A 15841-nucleotide genomic window follows, 5' to 3' on the forward strand; every position below is an offset into this window, starting at 1 on the left:
ACCGCGGCGAGCGCGGCGGCGAGCGCGGCGAGCGGAACGGGCAGCGCGGCGGGCGGGGTGCTCGCGGGCGGCGAAGCGCTGGTGACCGGCGCGGCCGCGAGCGGAGCCCTCGCGACGACGGGCGTGGCGGCGACGGCGGCGACCGGCGCGGCGACCACGGCGGTCACGGGCAGCGCGCTCGGGATGTCGGTCCTCGCGAAGGTCGCCGCGCTCGCGCTGGCGGTGAGCGCCGGAGGCGCGATGGTGGTCGGGATCACGGCCGAGCCCGAGCGCCCAGCAGCGACCGCCGAGCCGGCGCACCCGGCGAGCTCCGGCGCGCACGTCGCTGCGCCGGCGCCCGACCGTGCGCGGACTCCCGCGCCGACCGAGCTCGCGCTCGCCCCGAACCCCACCCCCGCACTGCCGACCGAGCTCGCGCTCGACCCGACCCCCACCGCCGTGGTCACGTTGGCCGAGCCCGCGATCCCGCTCGCCGAGCCCGCGCCCACCGTGGCCGCGCCCGCGCCGCACCGGCGCGCCGCGCCCGGCCGCAGCCCGCACCGGCCCAGCCCGCGGTCCTCGCGCCCGAGCCGGCCCCGGAGAGCGCACCGGCCCCCGCCCAGCCTCCCGTCGCGGTCGCGAGCCCAGACCCGGCCCCCGCCCCCGTCCAGACGCTCCCGGCCGAGCTCCCGCTCCTGCGCCGCGCGTGGTCCGCCCTGCGCGACGCGCGTCCCGAGGACGCCCTGCGCGCCCTCGACGAGCACCACGCGCGCTTCCCCGACGGCGAGCTCGCCGAGGAGCGCGACGCCGCGCGCGCCCTCGCGCTCTGCGCGTCCGGCCGCGCCGACGAGGGCCGCGCCGCGCTCGACGCGCTCCTCGCGGCGCACCCGCGCTCCCGCCTCGCGCCCCGCGTCCGCGCCGCCTGCCCGTGACGGATCACCGACGACACGGCCACGCACGATCCGCGATGCGCGCGTCCGCGTTCCTCTTCCTCGCTCTCACCGCGATCGGCTGCGGCTACCGCGTCCGCGTCGGCGCCCACGACGGCGGCCCGGGCAGCTGCGCGACCAACGCCGACTGCGCGCTCGGCAACCAGTGCGCGTGCGGCCGCTGCATCAGCCTCGACGTCCTCCCGCCCAGCTGCGATCCCCCTTGCGAGATCGCGCAGCCGGGCGACACGTGCAGCGCCGGCCGCGTCTGCGCGCGCGGCCCCTGCGAGCGCCTCGAGTGCCGCTCCGGCTCGTTCGTGCGCGTGGTCCCGCCCGAGTGCACCGTGGACGGCGGCGGCTGGTGCGAGTGCCCTGCGCCTCCGCCCGGCTGCTACTACGACGGCGAGCCCTGCCCGTGCGACCACGTGACGTGCCCGATGGGCGAGCGCTGCGGCCGCACGGTCTGCGGCCCCGGAACCGTCTGCTGCAACGCCAGCTGCGGCCTCTGCGCGCCGCCCGACCTCTCGTGCACCAGCGAGGAGTGCATGCCCGACTGCTCCCCGATGCAGGCCGCAGGCGACGGCATCTGCGGGCGCGCGCTCGGCCTGTGGATCTGGGACGGCCGCTCGTGCACCGAGCTCCACGGCTGCTCGACGTGTCAGGGCGCCGACTGCGCGAGCGCGTTCTCCACGCGCTCCGAGTGCGAGGCGACGTTCGCCGCGTGCGTGCGCCGCTGCGGCGGCATCGCCGGAGACGCCTGCACCGCCTCCGAGTTCTGCGATTTCCCCGACCCCCACGCGTGCGGCGGCAGCGACGAGATCGGCACCTGCCGCGAGCGCCCGACCGTGTGCCCGCCGGTGATCCACGAGGTCTGCGGCTGCGACGGCCAGACCTACCAGAGCGACTGCGACGCCTTCGGCCAGGGCACCGACGTCGACTACGAGGGTCCCTGCGTGGCCAGCTGCGAGGCCCAGGATGCACGCGGCACCGGCGACTGCGACGCGGTGCTCGGCTGGGCCTGGAACGGCACCGCGTGCCGCTCGGTGAGCGGCTGCGAGTGCGTCGGCCCCGACTGCAGCAGCATCTGGGACGAAGCCAGCGACTGCGAGCGAGCCCACGCGCACTGCGTGGTCCCGCTCATGCCCTGATCACCAGCGCTCCCGACCTGCAGCGCCCCTGATCGACAGCGCGCCAGCGCGCCGCCGATCACCAGCGCTTCAGCAGCTCGATCAGCGTCTCGTCGTCGATGAACAGCTCGTCGACGTCGTCGCTGTCCACGATCACGTCCGACAGGCGCGACGCGCGCGCCTTCACGGCCGCCGGGCTCTCGAGCACGCGCGCGACCTTCTCGATCAGCTCGTTGCCCGGCTTCTTCGCGAGCAGCGCGAGGGCCTTCTTCTCGACCAGGAGCTCCAGCAGCCGGGCCGCGCTCGCACGACCGGCCGCGCTGGCGGGAACGCCTTCCTCGGCCTCCTCGCCCTCCTCGTCCTCGTCGGCCGCGACGTCGACCGCCGGCTCGGCGACGTCGTCGCCTTCGCCCGCCTCGAGCGTCTCGTTCTCCAGCTCGTCGTCGCCCTTGCGCGATCGCGGCACCGTACGACCTCCCGCGCTCCCCTGGCACGCGGGAGCGCGGCGCACGTACCACCCGCTCCCCGGCATCGCCAGTTTTTTTCGACGCTCGTTCGCGAAAATCGAGGGCTGGAATCACACGACGGTGTCGATCCGCCGGATCCCCTTCCGCGTGACCACGATCCGCACGCGGTGCCACGGCGCGTCCACCTCGTCCTCGCGCCGCAGCCGGTACACCACGCCGAGGTTGTAGACGCGCGGCGCGAGCGCCGATCCGATCTGCCCGCGCTCGGGGTCGGCGAACACGATCTCGCGCTTCGGATCGTCCGTGTGCGCGAGCCAGCGACGCAGATCGAGCCGGAAGATCTCGGTCAGCGTCGTGAAGCGCGGGTCCGCGATGCGATCGGCGCGGACCTCGATCTCCTTGCGATGGAAGAGCACGGTCTCGGGGCGCGCCTGCTCCTCGAGCGGGTGGAGGCGCGTCAGCCGCCGCACCGCGAGCACGTCGTGGGGCAGCTCGCTCCACGAGATGAACCCGGACTGCTCCTCCATCTCGCCGAGCTCCACGCCGCGCTCGCGATCGCGGATCACCCACCGTCGATCGGGGAAGTGTCGCGAGATCACGTCGTGGAACTGCGTCTGGAGCAGCGCCTTGATGCGGTCCTTCGCGGCGTACGCGAGGATCACGACGATCGCCCAGGGCACGATGCCGCGCGTGCCCGCGTCCTGCCCGTTCCAGAGCGCCGCGACGACCGCGAACCCCATCGCGACCGACGCCGCGATCGCGTAGAGGAAGTGCAGGATCCAGGTGCTCGCGGGCCTGATCTCGGGGCTCAGCCAGAGCACCGACGACGTGAAGCGCTTGAGCACGTGGCGCCGGAACTCGAGCTGCTCGACGCGCCGGCTCTTCATCCCGACGCTGCCCACGCCGCCGAGCCCGCGATCGAGGCGATAGCGCGCCTCCGCGACCGCGGCCTGCTCGGCCGCGTTGATCAGCGACTCCGGTGCTTCCTTCTCGCGGAGGCGCTGCACGAGATTGCCGAGCAGCGTCTCGACCAGGCGCGAGACGTCCTCGTCGACCCACGACGCCGCGGTGCGCATCGGGTCGGGCGCGTTCTGCGCGAGCGCGAGCACCTCGCGCAGGCGCGGCCCGATCCGCGCGCTGTCGGCGACCATGCGCGCCGCGCAGGCGAGGGCGCGGGTGCGGTCGTGCTCGTCTCCGTCGAGCCCGTCGGCGATCGCGTCGCGCGCCTCGACGCCCGCTGCGCGGACCATGCACGAGAAGAGGCGCATCTCGCGGGTCGCGGTCGCGTCGTCGCCCGACACGATCGCCTGGCGCACCCGCTCGAGCGGCTCGCCGGTGAGCCTTCCGTACGCGACGTCGGGCACCTCGAAGCGCACGTACGACTGGAGGTCCGAGTAGAGGTCGCTCTTGTCGTAGGTGCGCGAGTGCAGGCGCAGCGACTCGGGCGCGAAGTAGAACGACTCCCAGACGAACGACTCTTCTTTGCGCCCTGGGCGCAGCCGGTAGTCGACGGCGAGCTCGACGTGGGTGCGGTCGTGCACCCGGAACGTCGGGTGCTGCCGGCCGCGCGAGAGATCGGCGACGAGCGAGCCCCAGTCGCTCGGGCGGTCCGGCACCGGAGTCGTCACAGGCCGCTCCGCGGGCGCCTCCTGCTCGGGCGCGTTCAGCGGATCATCCTGCGCGTGCTCCGTCACCTCGTCGTCACACCCCCGACCCGCAATCGTAGCGCCTGCCACGTCGGTGTCGAACATCGCGACATGGTTCCGCTCGCGCGGCACGCAATCGGGTAGACGTGCGCGTGCCACACTCGGACCCCCGATGGTCACACCGCGACTGCCATCACGACTGCGCGCCCGTGTTGCCCAGTCCGCCGCCGCGACGCTGCTCCTCGCCGACCTCTGCTTCTTCGGCTTCGCGTATGTGAACGAGCGCGCCCCGATCGCGCCGGGGGTGCGGGGGAGCAGCGATTGGTGGACCCTTGCCATCGCCGCGCTGCTCACGATCCTGCTCGCCCTGGGCGCGCGGCTGGTCGCGCCGGTCGCGTACCTCGTCTGGCTGCACGGCGCGTTCGGCCGGGCGCTGGGCCTCGCGCGCGACCGCGAGCTCGCCCGGTTCTCCCCGGCGAGCGCGGTCGGCTGGGCCGCGGCGCCGGTGGTCCAGTTCATCACCGGGCTCCAGGTCCAGAGCGAGCTGGACGCGCTCAGCCGATCGGGCGTGGTCGGGCGCGTGCCCGCTTGGGTCGCGGCCGGGTGGTGGGGCGCGCTGTCGTCGATCTGGCTCGAGGCGAGCTTGGTAGGCGCCGTCCTCGCGCACGCCGACGATGTGCTCCTCGGCCTGCTGATGGTCGCGTCGATCGCGCTCCGTTGGCTCTCGGTCCCGGTCCTCGTCGTGTCGATCGAGCGCCTCGAGCGGGTGCAGCGCGAGCGCGCCGATCGCCCTGACTGGGCCGCGGTGTTCTGAACCGATTCAGCGCGACCAGCGGAGGGTCTCGGCGACGCCGGGGACCACGAGCTGCTGGTTCAGGCCCTCGGGGCTGGCGATGAAGATGCCGCCGCGCGTCGAGTAGAACGCGACCATCCGGCAGTCGGGCGAGAACGCCGGGTCCTTGTTCACGCCCTGGCCCTGGGTGAGGCGCGTGTACTGCTGGGTCTCGATGTTCACCGTGAACACGTCGAGGCCCGCCGCGCGGCCGGTGAACGCGAGCAGGCGCTCCTCGCCGATCGGGCACCACGCGGGCGTCTGGTTGTACGAGCCGCGGAACGTCAGGCGGCGCACGCCGCCGCCGTTCGAGTCCATCCCGAAGATCTGCGGGCTGCCGTGGCGGTTCGAGACGAACGCGATGAGCCCACCGGGGCCGCCGCAGGTCGGCGACACGTCGATGCCGGGGTGATCGGTCAGGCGCCGCACGTCGGTGCCGTCGAGCGCGGAGCTGTAGATCTCGGCGTTGCCGTCGCGCGTGCTCGTGAAGTACGCGCGGCTGCCGCAGATCGAGACGCCCATGTTGATCGACTCGGGCGCGTCGATCAGCGCGGCCTCCTCCATGCCGGTGCGCGTGATGAACATGCCGACGTCGGTGAGGACCGAGTACCAGATGCCGCCGGGGCCGAACGCCGGGAGCATCGCGACCCCGCGACCGCTCGAGACGCGCGAGACGCTGTGCCCGTCGAAGCTCGCGACGTAGACGTCCTTGCGGCCCTCGCGCACGCGACGCGCGAACGTGATGCGCGTGCCGAACGCGCCGCGGCGCCCCGTGAGCTGCTCCATCACGAGGTTCGCGAAGTCGTGCATGAAGTTGCGGAGCTCGCCGGGCGCGCCGTTGTAGGTGCGCGAGAGCGTCGCGGTGGTGCCGCGCGCGAGCTCGTAGAGCCGCATCTCGACGCGGATCTGTCCGCCGGTGCGGGTGATCTGGCCCTTGATGACGCCCTGCGCGCCGACGCTGCTCCACGGCGCGGCGGTGATGCCGAGGCCCTCGGCGGCGGGATCGGCGAGGAAGCTGCGCGCGTCGAGCACCTCGAAGAGCGAGACGAGGCGGAAGTCGGTGCGCATCACCTCGGCGCCGCTGTTGCCCATCTCGGCGTCGCCGAGGAGGTTCGGCACCGCGATGCGATAGAGCGCGCGCTCGGGCGCGGTGACGTCGATGACGACCTGGTTCGGCAGCATCTCGTCGGGCGGGACCGGCGCGCCCTCGGGCGGCGGCGCCTCGCTGCCGCGCGGCGCGGCCTCCTGCGCGGTCGACGTGGTGCCGAGCGGTGGAAGCACGACGGCGACGCTCGCGGCGAGCGCGAGGACGAAGGCGAGCGCGGAGGTGATGCGGGTCTTCATCGTGTGTGGCCTTCGTGAGTGATGCTCAGCGCGCGTCGCGGTTCAGCACGCGTCGCGTCCGAGAAACCGGAAGCCGATGTCGCGGCCGATGTAGTTGCTCGCCGCCTCCTCAGGAGGCGGCGGGATCACGGCCTGCGAGTCGACGAGGCGCTGGAGCTGCTGCTCCACCGAGAGGTCGAAGTCGGGGTTGCCGCTCGATCCGGTGATTCGGAAACCGACCACCTTGAGATCGTCGGCGATGGTCACGCTCACCCGCGCGGTCAGCGTTCGCAGGGTGTCGCAGTCGAGCGTCGTGGCGACGCGCCATCCCCGCTTGAAGAAACTGCTGAGGCGTCCGGCGTAGAGATCGCCTTCGCTCGCTTCGCGGTCGCCGCCCTCGATGCCTTCGGGATCGCCTTCCTGCACCCGGCGCTCTTCCGCTTCCGCGAAGATCTGCGCGTCGTCGCTCAGGCGCTGCAGCGCGTCGGCGACCGAGTCGCGCTGGCGCTCGCGCTCCGGCTGGGGGATCGGCTCGGTGGGGGCGCGCTTGCTCGGGCCGGGCTCGGGCACGTCGGTGCGCAGGATCGGCACGCGGCGGTTCGGGAGCTGGCTCGGATCGATGATCTCGCCGCGCTGGAGGAAGCGCGCCTGGATCACCTGCTCGACCGGCGGGAGCTCGGCCGGCTCTTCCTCGAGCGCGCCGACCGCGGCGAGCACACCGACGAACGCCGCGACCACCAGCGGCAGACCGACGTGCACCACGAACGCGGTCGCTGCGCCCGCCGCGATCTGCGCGGGCGTGGGCGTGGCGCGATCGAACAGCGAGCGCGGCCGGAGGTCCGCGTCGTCGAGGTGCAGGGGCGTGCTCGCGACGTGGTTCATCAGGGCGTCGGGGCAGCGGGCTGATCGGGGGCGCTCAGCGGATCGGTGACGAGGCCGACGCTCTCCACGCCCGCCGCGCGGATCGCGGTGAACACGCGCACCACGAAGCCGTAGGGCACGGTGTGGTCGGCCTGGACGAAGATCTCGTCCTCTTCCTGCAACCGCGCGTTGGTGCGCAGCGCTTCCTCGAGGCGCTCCATCGGCACCTCGGCCTCGCCCAGGAAGACGCGCTGCTGCGCGTCGATGCTGAGCATCATCTGCTCGGGCTCGATGTCCATCGGCGGTGCATCGGCGTTCGGCAGATCGACCTGCACACCCGACGTCATCATGGGTGCCGCCACCATGAAGATGATGAGGAGCACCAGCATGACGTCGACGAGCGGCGTCACGTTGATCTCGCTCAGCGGCGCGCGTCCGCCGCCTCCTCCGGTCGACATGGCCATGTCGTGGTCGCCTCTCTACAGGGAGCGCAGGGAAGAGAATTTCTGAGGAATGCCGGAAGTTAGGAGGGAAGGAGGATGAGCTCTCGATCTCCTGCCTTCCTGCTCTCCTCAGAGGAATGCTCCTCTGACGCGTGTCAGGTCAGGAAGTGCCTGCGGACGATGTTGAGGTAGTCGATCGCGAACGCTTCGGTCTCGGCCTCGATCACGCGGATGCGGCGGATGAAGTAGTTGTAGGCCATGACCGCGGGGATCGCGGCGAGGAGGCCGATCGCCGTCGCGATGAGCGCCTCCGCGATGCCGGGCGCCACGACGTCGAGCGTCGCGCCGCGCTCGGCGCCGATCGAGAGGAACGAGTTCATGATGCCCCACACGGTCCCGAAGAGGCCGATGAAGGGGCCGACCGAGCCCGTCGTCGCGAGGAACGGGAGCTGGTTCTCGAGGCGCGTCATCTCGCCCGCCTGCGCGCGACGCAGCGAGCGCTCGACGTTCTCGATGTCGCCCGCGTTCGCGCCCGCCTGCGAGACCTTCGCGAGCTCGACGTACCCGGCGTGGAAGACCCGCGCGAGGGGCGACGCCTCGAGCCCACCGAGGCGCGCGTAGATCGCCTCGAGGCGCTCGGGGCCCCACACGTTGCCTTCTTCCTTGCTCCAGAAGACGTCGAGGAAGCGCGCGCTGGTGCGCTGCGCGGCCATCATGCGGACGAGCTTCGTCCCGATGATGAACCAGCACACGAGCGACATGCCGGCGAGCACCAGCATGACGAGCTTCACGACCAGCGACGCGTGCAGGATGAGCTGCATCGGGTCGAGCCGGTGAGGCGCCGTCGCGGCGGCCTGGAGGAAGAGAGATCCCATGCTTCTCCGCTGGGTTGGAACCCGGGCGTTTGAAGCACGCGTGATCGGGGGAGTCAACGTTTGCGCAGGGCGCGGGCGTTCAGGACGCGGCGCGGCGGCGCAGGGCGATCAGCGTGCCGCAGCCCCCGTTGGCCTCGATGCGCGCCTGCGACGACATGCGGACGACGAGGCCCGCCGCGCACAGCCGCGCATACGCGGCTTCGTAGCGCGCGCGACCGGGGCCGCGCATCGCGCTCGTCGGGACCTCGTTGAGCGCGTAGAGGTGCACCGGAAGATCGAGCGGGACGGCGCGCGCCGCGAACGCGTCGAGCTCGTCGTCTCCGTCGTTCTCGCCTGCGATCAGCAGGTACGCGAGAGCGGTCTTCTTGCGCCGGCGTCGCGACAGGTGGGGCAGCGCGTCGGCGATCGTGGTGAAGAGCGCGTCGAGCGTCGGGGCGTGAGGGACGAGCCGTGCGCGCGTGGGCTCGGTGCCGGCGTGGACCGAGATCGTGAGGCCGTGGTGGGGGACGTCCTTCAAGAACGACGCGAGCTTGGTGGTCGGGCCGCCCGACGTGGTCAGGCTCGCAGGCGTGCCGCGCGCCTTGCACCACGTGACGAACTCGATGACGCGCGCCGCGTTGTGGAGCGGCTCGCCCACGCCCGACACGGTCACGCCGCGGAGCGCGACCCCGAGCGCCTCGACCTGCTCGACCTGCGCGCGCAGCTCCTCGATCTCGAGCCCACGCGCGAGCCCGTTCGCGCCCGACGCGCAGAACGGACAGCGCACGGCGCACCCGACCTGCGACGACACGCAGAGCGTGTCGCCGCGGTAGAGCACCGCCTCGACCTCGGCGCCGTCGCGGAGCCGGATCGCGAAGCGCCGGTTCCACTGCGAGCACGCTTCGCCCGCGATCTCCGCTGCGATCATCGCTCCACGGGTCTACGCCGCGCGCGCGCCCAGCGCACGAGCTCGCGCGTCGTCGAGAGCCCGATCTTGTCGGCGGCGCGGCGCAGGTGCGTGGCGACGCTCGAGGTGGAGATCCCGAGGTCGTAGGCGATCAGCTTGTTCGAGTGGCCGAGCGCGAGGAGGTCGATCACCTGCTGCTCGCGGCGCGAGAGCGAGGGCGCGGGGTCGCTCGCGGGCTCGTTCTCGCGCGCGACGAGGAAGCGCCGGCCGTCGTGATCGAAGGTGTCGCTGATCGACCAGCGGCCCTCGTGGAGCGCGCGCCAGAGCTCGAACGCCTCGTCGGTGGTGCGGACGCGCGCGGTGCGCGCGCGGTCGATGGCGATCGCGGCGTGGCGGATCATCTCGAGGCGCTCGGGCTGCGCCGCCTCGCCGTCGGCGTGCACGACGCGTCCGCGCGGCGTGATCACGGCGTCGGCGCGGTCGAGCGACGACGCCGGGCCGATGCGGCGGCGCAGGCGGTGGGCGGCAGCGACGTGCGCGGCCACGCGCGACCACGTGCGGCGCAGGACGCGGCCCGGCGGGCGCGTGACGTTGGCGCTGCGGTTCGCGAAGAGCCCGACGCTGTAGCCGGCGGGATCGCTCGCGATCACGCCGAGCGCCTCGGGGTACGAGACGAAGCGGCTCGCGGCCGCGGGCTCGGTCGTGAACGTGCGACCGAAGACGTGCGCGAAGCCCTTGCTGCCGAGCGTCGCGAGCATCTCCTCGAACGTCTCGATGCGCTGCGCGACGCCCTGCGCGGCGTGCGACGCGTAGGTCACGGGACCGAAGGAGAGCGCGTCGACCCAGACCTGGCGCGGAAGGCCGTGCACCACGTGGTCCCACCAGCTGTCGCGCCAGCCGAGCGTCCACTCGTCGGGGCCGCCGACCGCGGCTCCGGCGCGCGCGTGGGGTGTCCCGTCGGGCGTCGTGAAGTCGAACACGGCGCCCATCAGTCCGTGACCGGCGTCGAGCATGGGCGCTGCGGCGCCCAGAAGTCCTTGGACCCAGAGGTCCTCCGGCGCCTCGAGATCGTAGGCGCGCTCGACGACGCTCATGGGATCCTGCGCTCGAGCCATTCGTTCCCTCTCCAACCGACCGCCGCCGCGCTACTCTCGCTGGCCGTGCAATCTCACGACGACGAGGCGCCGGACGATCTGCGGGTCTCGTGGCTCGCCCACGATTCCGGCAGGTACGTGGTGTTCAGCTGGCCCGAGCGGAAGGCCCCCGAGGAGGCCGCGTCCGCGCCGGCGCTCACCGCGGCGGAGCGAGCGGTGCACGCGCTGCTGCTGGTCGGGCTCTCCGATGCGGAGATCGCGGAGCTCCGCGGCACGACGCGGAGCACCGTGACCAAGCAGGTCGACGCCGTGTTCCGCAAGATCGGTGTGCGGTCGCGGCGCGAGCTGATCGCCCGCGGTCGGCTCTGATCGCGCGGGGCGCCTGTCGGGCGAGACCGTGAACGGTGCTCCATCCGCTCGCGTCGTATCGCACGCTGCGTAGGCTGTCAGCTCATGTCCCGCCGGGGACATGCACCCAAGGGTTTTCCTTATCGGGGAAAAACCTGGGTATTTCAGTGACCGCCCAGGTCACGATCGAACTGATCGAGCGAGAGCAAGCGACTGCCGCGAGGGCGCGTCGACGTCGCGGGAGCGGGCTCGCGGGGCGCCTGGGCGGGCGCGGGAGCGGGCTCGGCCGCGCGCGCCGTGGTGGTCGGCGTGGCGGGCGGATCGGCGCGGCGGCGCTCGCGGGGGCGCGGGGGCGCGGGGTGGCCGGTGCCGCGAGCTCGGGGCTCGGCGCGAGCGGGGGCTCGGCGACGGCCGGCTCGGGCGTCGGCTCGGCGATCGTGGGAATCGTCGGCGCGGGCGGCTCGGCGCTCGGGGCCGGCGGCGGCGTGGTGATCGGCGTGGCGACCATCGGATCGCGCTGCGCGATCGCGAGCCACGCACCGATGCCCGCGGCGGCCGCGATGGCGAGCGCCCAGATCGCGATCGACGCGCGGCGCGGCGGGCGCGGCATCTCGACGGGCGGCGGGGTGACCACGGTGTGCTGCTCGTGGAGCACCACGTCCTCGGGCGTCGCGGTCCGCGCCCCGCGCGCCACCATGCCGCTGTGCGACGGAGGGGTCTCGCCGGGCGGCGCCGATGCTCGCCCCGCCTCGCTCGTCGCGTGCGACGCGCGGATGCGCGCCTCCATCTTCGCGAGCGAGTCCCCGCCGTGGGCCCGTACGAAGCGCGACACCTCGCCCGACGGCGCGACCACGTCACACGCGCGCGCTGCATCGCGCAGCGCACGCTCGAAGTCGCCCGCGCTCGCGAAGCGCGCGTCGCGATCTCGCGCGAGCCCGCGCGCGATCACCGCCGCGATCGGCGCCGGCACCTCGGGGCGCAGCGAGCTCGCGTCGGGGATCGGCATCTTCGAGACGCGCTCGAAGATCGCCATCGGGTTGTCGGCGAAGAACAGCCGATCGCCGGTGAGCGTCTCCCACGCGACGGTCGCGAGCGAGAACACGTCGCTGCGGCGATCGAGCGGGGAATTCGCGCACTGCTCGGGCGAGAAGTACGCGAGCTTGCCCTTGATCTCGCCGGTCGTGGTCTGGGTCGAGCGCTGGGTCGCGCGCGCGACGCCGAAGTCGGTGATACGCACCCGTCCGTCGGCGCCGATCAGGATGTTCTGCGGCGAGACGTCGCGGTGCACGACGTGGAGCGGCTCGCCGTACGGCGTGGTCGCCTCGTGCGCGTCGTGGAGGCCGTGCGCCGCCTGCGCGATCAGCTCGACCGCGACGTCGATCGGGATCTTCTCGCCAGCGCGCAGCGCGTTGCGCACGAGCGTGGTGAGCGTGACGCCGACGACGAGCTCCATCACGAGGTAGAGCGAGCCGTCCGACGCGCGACCGAGATCGAGCGTCGAGACCACGTGAGGGCTCGAGATGTTCGCGGCGAGGCGCCCCTCGTCCATGAACATCGCGACGAAGCGCTCGTCGCTCGAGAGATGCGGGAGCATGCGCTTCAGCGCGACGAGCTTCTCGAAGCCGGCCTCGCCGCGCGCGCGCGCCGCGTAGACCTCCGCCATGCCGCCCGCGGCGATGCGGAAGAGCGTCTCGTAGCGGCCGTAGCTCGGCTCGCCGGGCAGATCGCTGGCGGGCGTCATCGCGCGGTCGAGCGTACCGCCGGGCATCAGTAGTCCGCTACGCCGTCCGCGCACTGCAGCTCGCGCGGCGGCTCGTCGATCGACTCGATCTCGCAGAAGTGCGCGCCGTCGGCGTCGCAGTAGGTCGCGGCCGCGCCGGTGGTGCAGCCGTGCACGTCGCAGCGCTCGACGGTGGTCGCGTCGGTCGGCTGCGCGCTCGGGACCGCGTCGATGCAGGTCGCCCACGCGGTGCGGCGACCGACGTGGAACGGGCGCTCGATGTCGAACCAGAGCTCGGGCGCGCGCGCGTCGTCGAGCGCATCGCACGAAGGCGCGCGGCAGAAGCGCACTTTGACGTGGAGATCGAGCGCGGGATCGCGGCCGATCACGCTGATCTGCGAGCGCACCGGCGCGGCGCCGAGCTCGACCGCGGCGACGTCCGCGCCCTCCCACGCGACGTCGAACGGGTGATCCGACGCGCGACGGATCTGCACCTGCGCGAAGAGCGGCTCGCCGTCGGTCGCGGGCTTCGCGGGCAGCATCAGCTGCAGCTCGAGCACGCCGGTCTCGGCGCATCCCGCGAGCAGCAGCGCGAGCAGCGCGGCGCGCCTCACGGCTCCACCCGCTGGTCGTAGAGCGGGCGCACCTGCGCGTCTTCGTAGAGCACGTACCCGAGGATCGCGCCCCCCGCGGCGACCGCCGCGATCGCGGAGACCACGAGCACGACGTGCAGCGCGGTGTCGTCGCTCGCGCTCGCCGTCGCGACCGGCTCGAAGAGCGCGCGCACGGCGCGGCGCTCGCCGTCGGCGAGCTCGCCTTCCCACACGAACGGGCGGAAGCCCTCGCGCTCGGCGATCAGCGTGTGCGCGCCGGCGTCGGTCTCGACGTCGAGCGGGCGCGCGCCGTCGTCGGCGACGTCGCGCCCGTCGAAGCGGATCGCGTGTCGCGCGTCGGCGTCGAGGCCGACGAGCTCGAGCACCGCGACGCGCGCGGCCTCTTCGGTGCGCATCTGCTCGACCTCGCGGCGGAGCTCGGCGTCGTCGAGGGTGTGCGCGGTGAGCAGGCGATCGAACGCGTCGCGCGCGTCGCGATGACGACCGAGCGCGCGCAGCGCGAGCCCGAGGTTGTAGAGCGCGGAGGGCGCGCCGGTGATCTCGTACGCGCGCTCGAAGCTGCTCACCGCATCCGCCCAGCGCCCGCTCTCGACCGCGGCCGAGCCGGCGACGAAGAGCGCGCGCGCCTCTTCGACCTCGGCGGGCGACAGCTCGCGCGCGGCCTGCGCGCGTGTGAGCGAGGGCGCGAGCAGCGCGACGACGAACAGCAGCGAAGCGAAGACGCGGAGCATCACGGGTAGTAGCAGTAGTTCGATCCCGAGCCGGTGAAGCAGCGCTCGCCCGACGCGCAGCCCGAGTCGGTCAAGCACTGGCAGTATCCGTATCCGCCGGTCGCGACCGACCAACAGTTGCGGCTCGTTCCGTTGCCGCACTGCGACGTCGCGGTGCACTGGAAGCACGCGGCGCCGTCGCCCGACGTCGCGCCGCTCGAGATGGTGCGGCACGACAGGCCGCTCGCGCAGCGGATCCCGCAGCCGCCGCAGTTCGCTTCGTCGGACCAGATGTCGCGGCACGCGCCCGCGCAGCAGCGATCGCGGGTGCGGCGCGAGCCGCAGAGGTCGCCGTCGGTGTCGCGGCCGCCGCAGGCGCGCGTGGTCGAGCTCGCGGTGCAGGTGCCGGTCACGCAGCGGCGCGTGGTGACGGTCTGCGAGCCCGACTCGTCGCAGGCGTCGGCGTAGCCGCAGGCGCCGGTGGTGGTCGTGCCGCACGTCGTGCCGTCGGTGTCGCGCGTGCACGCGCCGGTCTCGGTCGTCGTGACGACGGTGCACATGCCCGACGTGCAGCGCGGCGTGAGCACCGAGCGGGTGCGCGTGCCGCTCTCGTCGCAGGTGTTCGCGAAGCTGCCGCACGCGCTCCACGCGCCGAACGTCACGGCGCCGCAGTCGGCGTCGGCTGCGCACTGATCGCAGCGCTCCGTGGTCTCGTTGCAGAACTGCGCGCACGGCGGCGACGTGTGCACCGAGCACGTGCCGCCTCCGCAGGAGTCGGCGCCGTTGCAGAAGAACGTGTCGTCGCAGGGCGCGGTGTTCGCGGTCTGGGTGCAGCCGGTCGCGGGATCGCACGCGTCGTCGGTGCACACGTTGCCGTCGTCGCACGCGATCGCGGTGCCCACGCACGCGCCCTCGGCGCAGGCGTCGCCCTCGGTGCACGCGCTGCCGTCGTCGCACGCGCCCTCCGCGGGGACGTTCACGCAGCCGGTCGCGGGATCACACGAGTCGGCGGTGCACACCTCGTCGTCGTCGCACTCGATCGACGTGCCCTCGCACGCGCCGTCGGACGTGCACGCGTCGTCGGTCGTGCACGCGCTGCCGTCGTCGCACGTCACCCCGAGGCAGTCGGGATCGGCGCAGTCGACGAGGTCGTCGCAGTCGTCGTCCTCGCCGTCGTCGCACGCGGTCTCGCTCGTCGCGCAGGCGCGTGCGTCGGGCACGCCGCCGTCGCTCTCGAGGCCGGGGCGCACCAGGCATCCGACCTCCGGGCCGCACCACTGGTCGGTCGCGCAGCGCTCGTCGACGCCGACGTAGAAGCACTCGCGGTCGAGGCACAGCCCGACCGCGCACTCGGCGTCGGGACGGCACTCCTCGTCGGTCGTGCACGAGGGATCGCCGCACGCGCCCGGGTTCCCGGGCGAGCAGTCGGGCGGCACGCAGCGCCCGGCGATGCACGTCGTCGCCTCGGGCCCGTCGCTCGGTCCCGGGCACACCACGCCACGGCACGCGCGCGTGATCACGACGACCATCGACACGCGTCTCCGCACGTCGACCGTCGTCACGCGATCGACCACCACGCGTCCCTGCGCGTCGATGAGGCTGACGCGCACGAACGACGCGCCCGGGCGCAGTCCGTCGAGCTCGGCGACGCGCCCGCCGCGGTGCACGTAGTCGGTGCTCGACGACGCGAGCTGCTCGACCATCCGCACGCCGCCGCCGGCCTCGTCGAACGGGCGCATCGAGTGCTCGGCGCGCACCCGCACGAACTCGATGCCTGGAGCCAGATCGGTGCGCAGATCGATCGTCAGCGCCGCGCTGTCATCGCACCCGGCCGTCACGATCGACGCGAGGACGACGAGCCAGCGACACCACCGCCGAGACACGCCGCCCAGCGTACGGCGCTCGGCGCGACGCCCGCAATCTCGTTCCAGCCTCACCGGGATCTCCCTGCGCGCGCTCGCTCACGTGCGTGGCGCGCACGCGCAAC

At 73.2% G+C, this 15841-nt stretch carries 15 protein-coding genes; 3 read left to right on the plus strand and 12 right to left on the minus strand.

Annotated features, from left to right (window positions below; translation table 11 throughout):
- Positions 1-946 precede the first annotated feature (946 nt).
- Positions 947-2056, plus strand: coding sequence for a hypothetical protein (locus DB32_RS42695; protein ID WP_053238418.1), 1110 nt, complete (start codon positions 947-949; stop codon positions 2054-2056).
- A 58-nt stretch (positions 2057-2114) separates the two neighbouring features.
- Here the strand turns inward: DB32_RS42695 and DB32_RS42700 are convergent, their stop codons facing one another.
- Both DB32_RS42700 and DB32_RS42705 read right to left on the minus strand, forming a co-directional pair.
- Entirely contained in the window at positions 2115-2501 is a 387-nt protein-coding gene (locus tag DB32_RS42700; protein ID WP_157070358.1) for a hypothetical protein, read from the minus strand.
- Between the two features lie 111 nt (positions 2502-2612).
- Entirely contained in the window at positions 2613-4196 is a 1584-nt protein-coding gene (locus DB32_RS42705) for a hypothetical protein (RefSeq protein ID WP_157070359.1), read from the minus strand.
- A 46-nt stretch (positions 4197-4242) separates the two neighbouring features.
- On the opposite strand from DB32_RS42705, the gene DB32_RS42710 reads away from it, so the two are divergent.
- Positions 4243-4962, plus strand: a complete 720-nt coding sequence (locus DB32_RS42710) for a hypothetical protein (protein WP_157070360.1) — start codon at positions 4243-4245, stop codon at positions 4960-4962.
- Between the two features lie 6 nt (positions 4963-4968).
- Here DB32_RS42710 and DB32_RS42715 read toward each other — a convergent pair whose 3' ends face one another.
- From DB32_RS42715 to DB32_RS48930, 6 genes are all read right to left on the minus strand, one after another.
- On the minus strand, positions 4969-6324 hold the full coding sequence (locus tag DB32_RS42715) for a PD40 domain-containing protein (protein WP_053238422.1): 1356 nt from the start codon (positions 6322-6324) through the stop codon (positions 4969-4971).
- Positions 6325-6366: 42 nt separating this feature from the next.
- The gene (locus DB32_RS42720; protein WP_053238423.1) at positions 6367-7185 is read right to left on the minus strand and encodes a TonB C-terminal domain-containing protein; all 819 of its coding nucleotides are present in this window, start codon (positions 7183-7185) and stop codon (positions 6367-6369) included.
- The gene (locus DB32_RS42725; RefSeq protein WP_157070361.1) at positions 7185-7628 is read right to left on the minus strand and encodes an ExbD/TolR family protein; all 444 of its coding nucleotides are present in this window, start codon (positions 7626-7628) and stop codon (positions 7185-7187) included. Before DB32_RS42725 ends, DB32_RS42720 begins: the two co-directional genes overlap by 1 nt.
- Positions 7629-7762: 134 nt before the next feature.
- The gene (tolQ, locus tag DB32_RS42730; RefSeq protein ID WP_205627132.1) at positions 7763-8482 is read right to left on the minus strand and encodes a protein TolQ; all 720 of its coding nucleotides are present in this window, start codon (positions 8480-8482) and stop codon (positions 7763-7765) included.
- Positions 8483-8561: 79 nt separating this feature from the next.
- Positions 8562-9389, minus strand: coding sequence for a radical SAM protein (locus DB32_RS42735; RefSeq protein ID WP_053238425.1), 828 nt, complete (start codon positions 9387-9389; stop codon positions 8562-8564).
- Positions 9386-10462, minus strand: coding sequence for a helix-turn-helix transcriptional regulator (locus tag DB32_RS48930; protein WP_053238426.1), 1077 nt, complete (start codon positions 10460-10462; stop codon positions 9386-9388). The genes DB32_RS42735 and DB32_RS48930 overlap by 4 nt, the downstream gene beginning before the upstream one ends.
- 66 nt (positions 10463-10528) lie before the next feature.
- On the opposite strand from DB32_RS48930, the gene DB32_RS48935 reads away from it, so the two are divergent.
- Positions 10529-10831, plus strand: a complete 303-nt coding sequence (locus DB32_RS48935) for a helix-turn-helix domain-containing protein (protein ID WP_053238427.1) — start codon at positions 10529-10531, stop codon at positions 10829-10831.
- An 82-nt stretch (positions 10832-10913) separates the two neighbouring features.
- On the opposite strand, the gene DB32_RS42750 is transcribed toward DB32_RS48935, so the two are convergent.
- Genes DB32_RS42750 through DB32_RS42765 form a run of 4 tightly spaced genes read right to left on the minus strand, consistent with a single transcriptional unit; the run spans position 10914 to position 15737 of the window.
- Positions 10914-12551, minus strand: a complete 1638-nt coding sequence (locus DB32_RS42750) for a serine/threonine-protein kinase (RefSeq protein WP_169791734.1) — start codon at positions 12549-12551, stop codon at positions 10914-10916.
- A gap of 26 nt (positions 12552-12577) precedes the next feature.
- Positions 12578-13144, minus strand: coding sequence for a hypothetical protein (locus DB32_RS48940; RefSeq protein ID WP_053238429.1), 567 nt, complete (start codon positions 13142-13144; stop codon positions 12578-12580).
- Positions 13141-13875: a tetratricopeptide repeat protein gene (locus DB32_RS42760; protein ID WP_053238430.1), complete on the minus strand. Its 735-nt coding sequence runs from the start codon at positions 13873-13875 to the stop codon at positions 13141-13143. Before DB32_RS42760 ends, DB32_RS48940 begins: the two co-directional genes overlap by 4 nt.
- Positions 13875-15737 carry a hypothetical protein gene (locus tag DB32_RS42765; protein WP_053238431.1) on the minus strand — a complete coding sequence of 621 codons (1863 nt, stop codon included), beginning with the start codon at positions 15735-15737 and terminating at the stop codon, positions 13875-13877. The genes DB32_RS42760 and DB32_RS42765 overlap by 1 nt, the downstream gene beginning before the upstream one ends.
- Positions 15738-15841: the final 104 nt, after the last annotated feature.

The sequence above is a fragment of the Sandaracinus amylolyticus genome (assembly GCF_000737325.1).
GTDB lineage: Bacteria > Myxococcota_A > Polyangia > Polyangiales > Sandaracinaceae > Sandaracinus > Sandaracinus amylolyticus.

Excerpts from the sequence above, each read along its gene's own strand:
- DB32_RS42695 (WP_053238418.1), top strand. The coding sequence starts at position 947 with ATGCGCGCGTCCGCGTTCCTCTTCCTCGCTCTCACCGCGATCGGCTGC.
- DB32_RS42715 (WP_053238422.1), bottom strand. The coding sequence starts at position 6,324 with ATGAAGACCCGCATCACCTCCGCGCTCGCCTTCGTCCTCGCGCTCGCC.
- DB32_RS42720 (WP_053238423.1), bottom strand. The coding sequence starts at position 7,185 with ATGAACCACGTCGCGAGCACGCCCCTGCACCTCGACGACGCGGACCTC.
- DB32_RS42725 (WP_157070361.1), bottom strand. The coding sequence starts at position 7,628 with ATGGCCATGTCGACCGGAGGAGGCGGCGGACGCGCGCCGCTGAGCGAG.
- tolQ (WP_205627132.1), bottom strand. The coding sequence starts at position 8,482 with ATGGGATCTCTCTTCCTCCAGGCCGCCGCGACGGCGCCTCACCGGCTC.
- DB32_RS42735 (WP_053238425.1), bottom strand. The coding sequence starts at position 9,389 with ATGATCGCAGCGGAGATCGCGGGCGAAGCGTGCTCGCAGTGGAACCGG.
- DB32_RS48930 (WP_053238426.1), bottom strand. The coding sequence starts at position 10,462 with ATGAGCGTCGTCGAGCGCGCCTACGATCTCGAGGCGCCGGAGGACCTC.
- DB32_RS42750 (WP_169791734.1), bottom strand. The coding sequence starts at position 12,551 with ATGACGCCCGCCAGCGATCTGCCCGGCGAGCCGAGCTACGGCCGCTAC.
- DB32_RS42760 (WP_053238430.1), bottom strand. The coding sequence starts at position 13,875 with ATGCTCCGCGTCTTCGCTTCGCTGCTGTTCGTCGTCGCGCTGCTCGCG.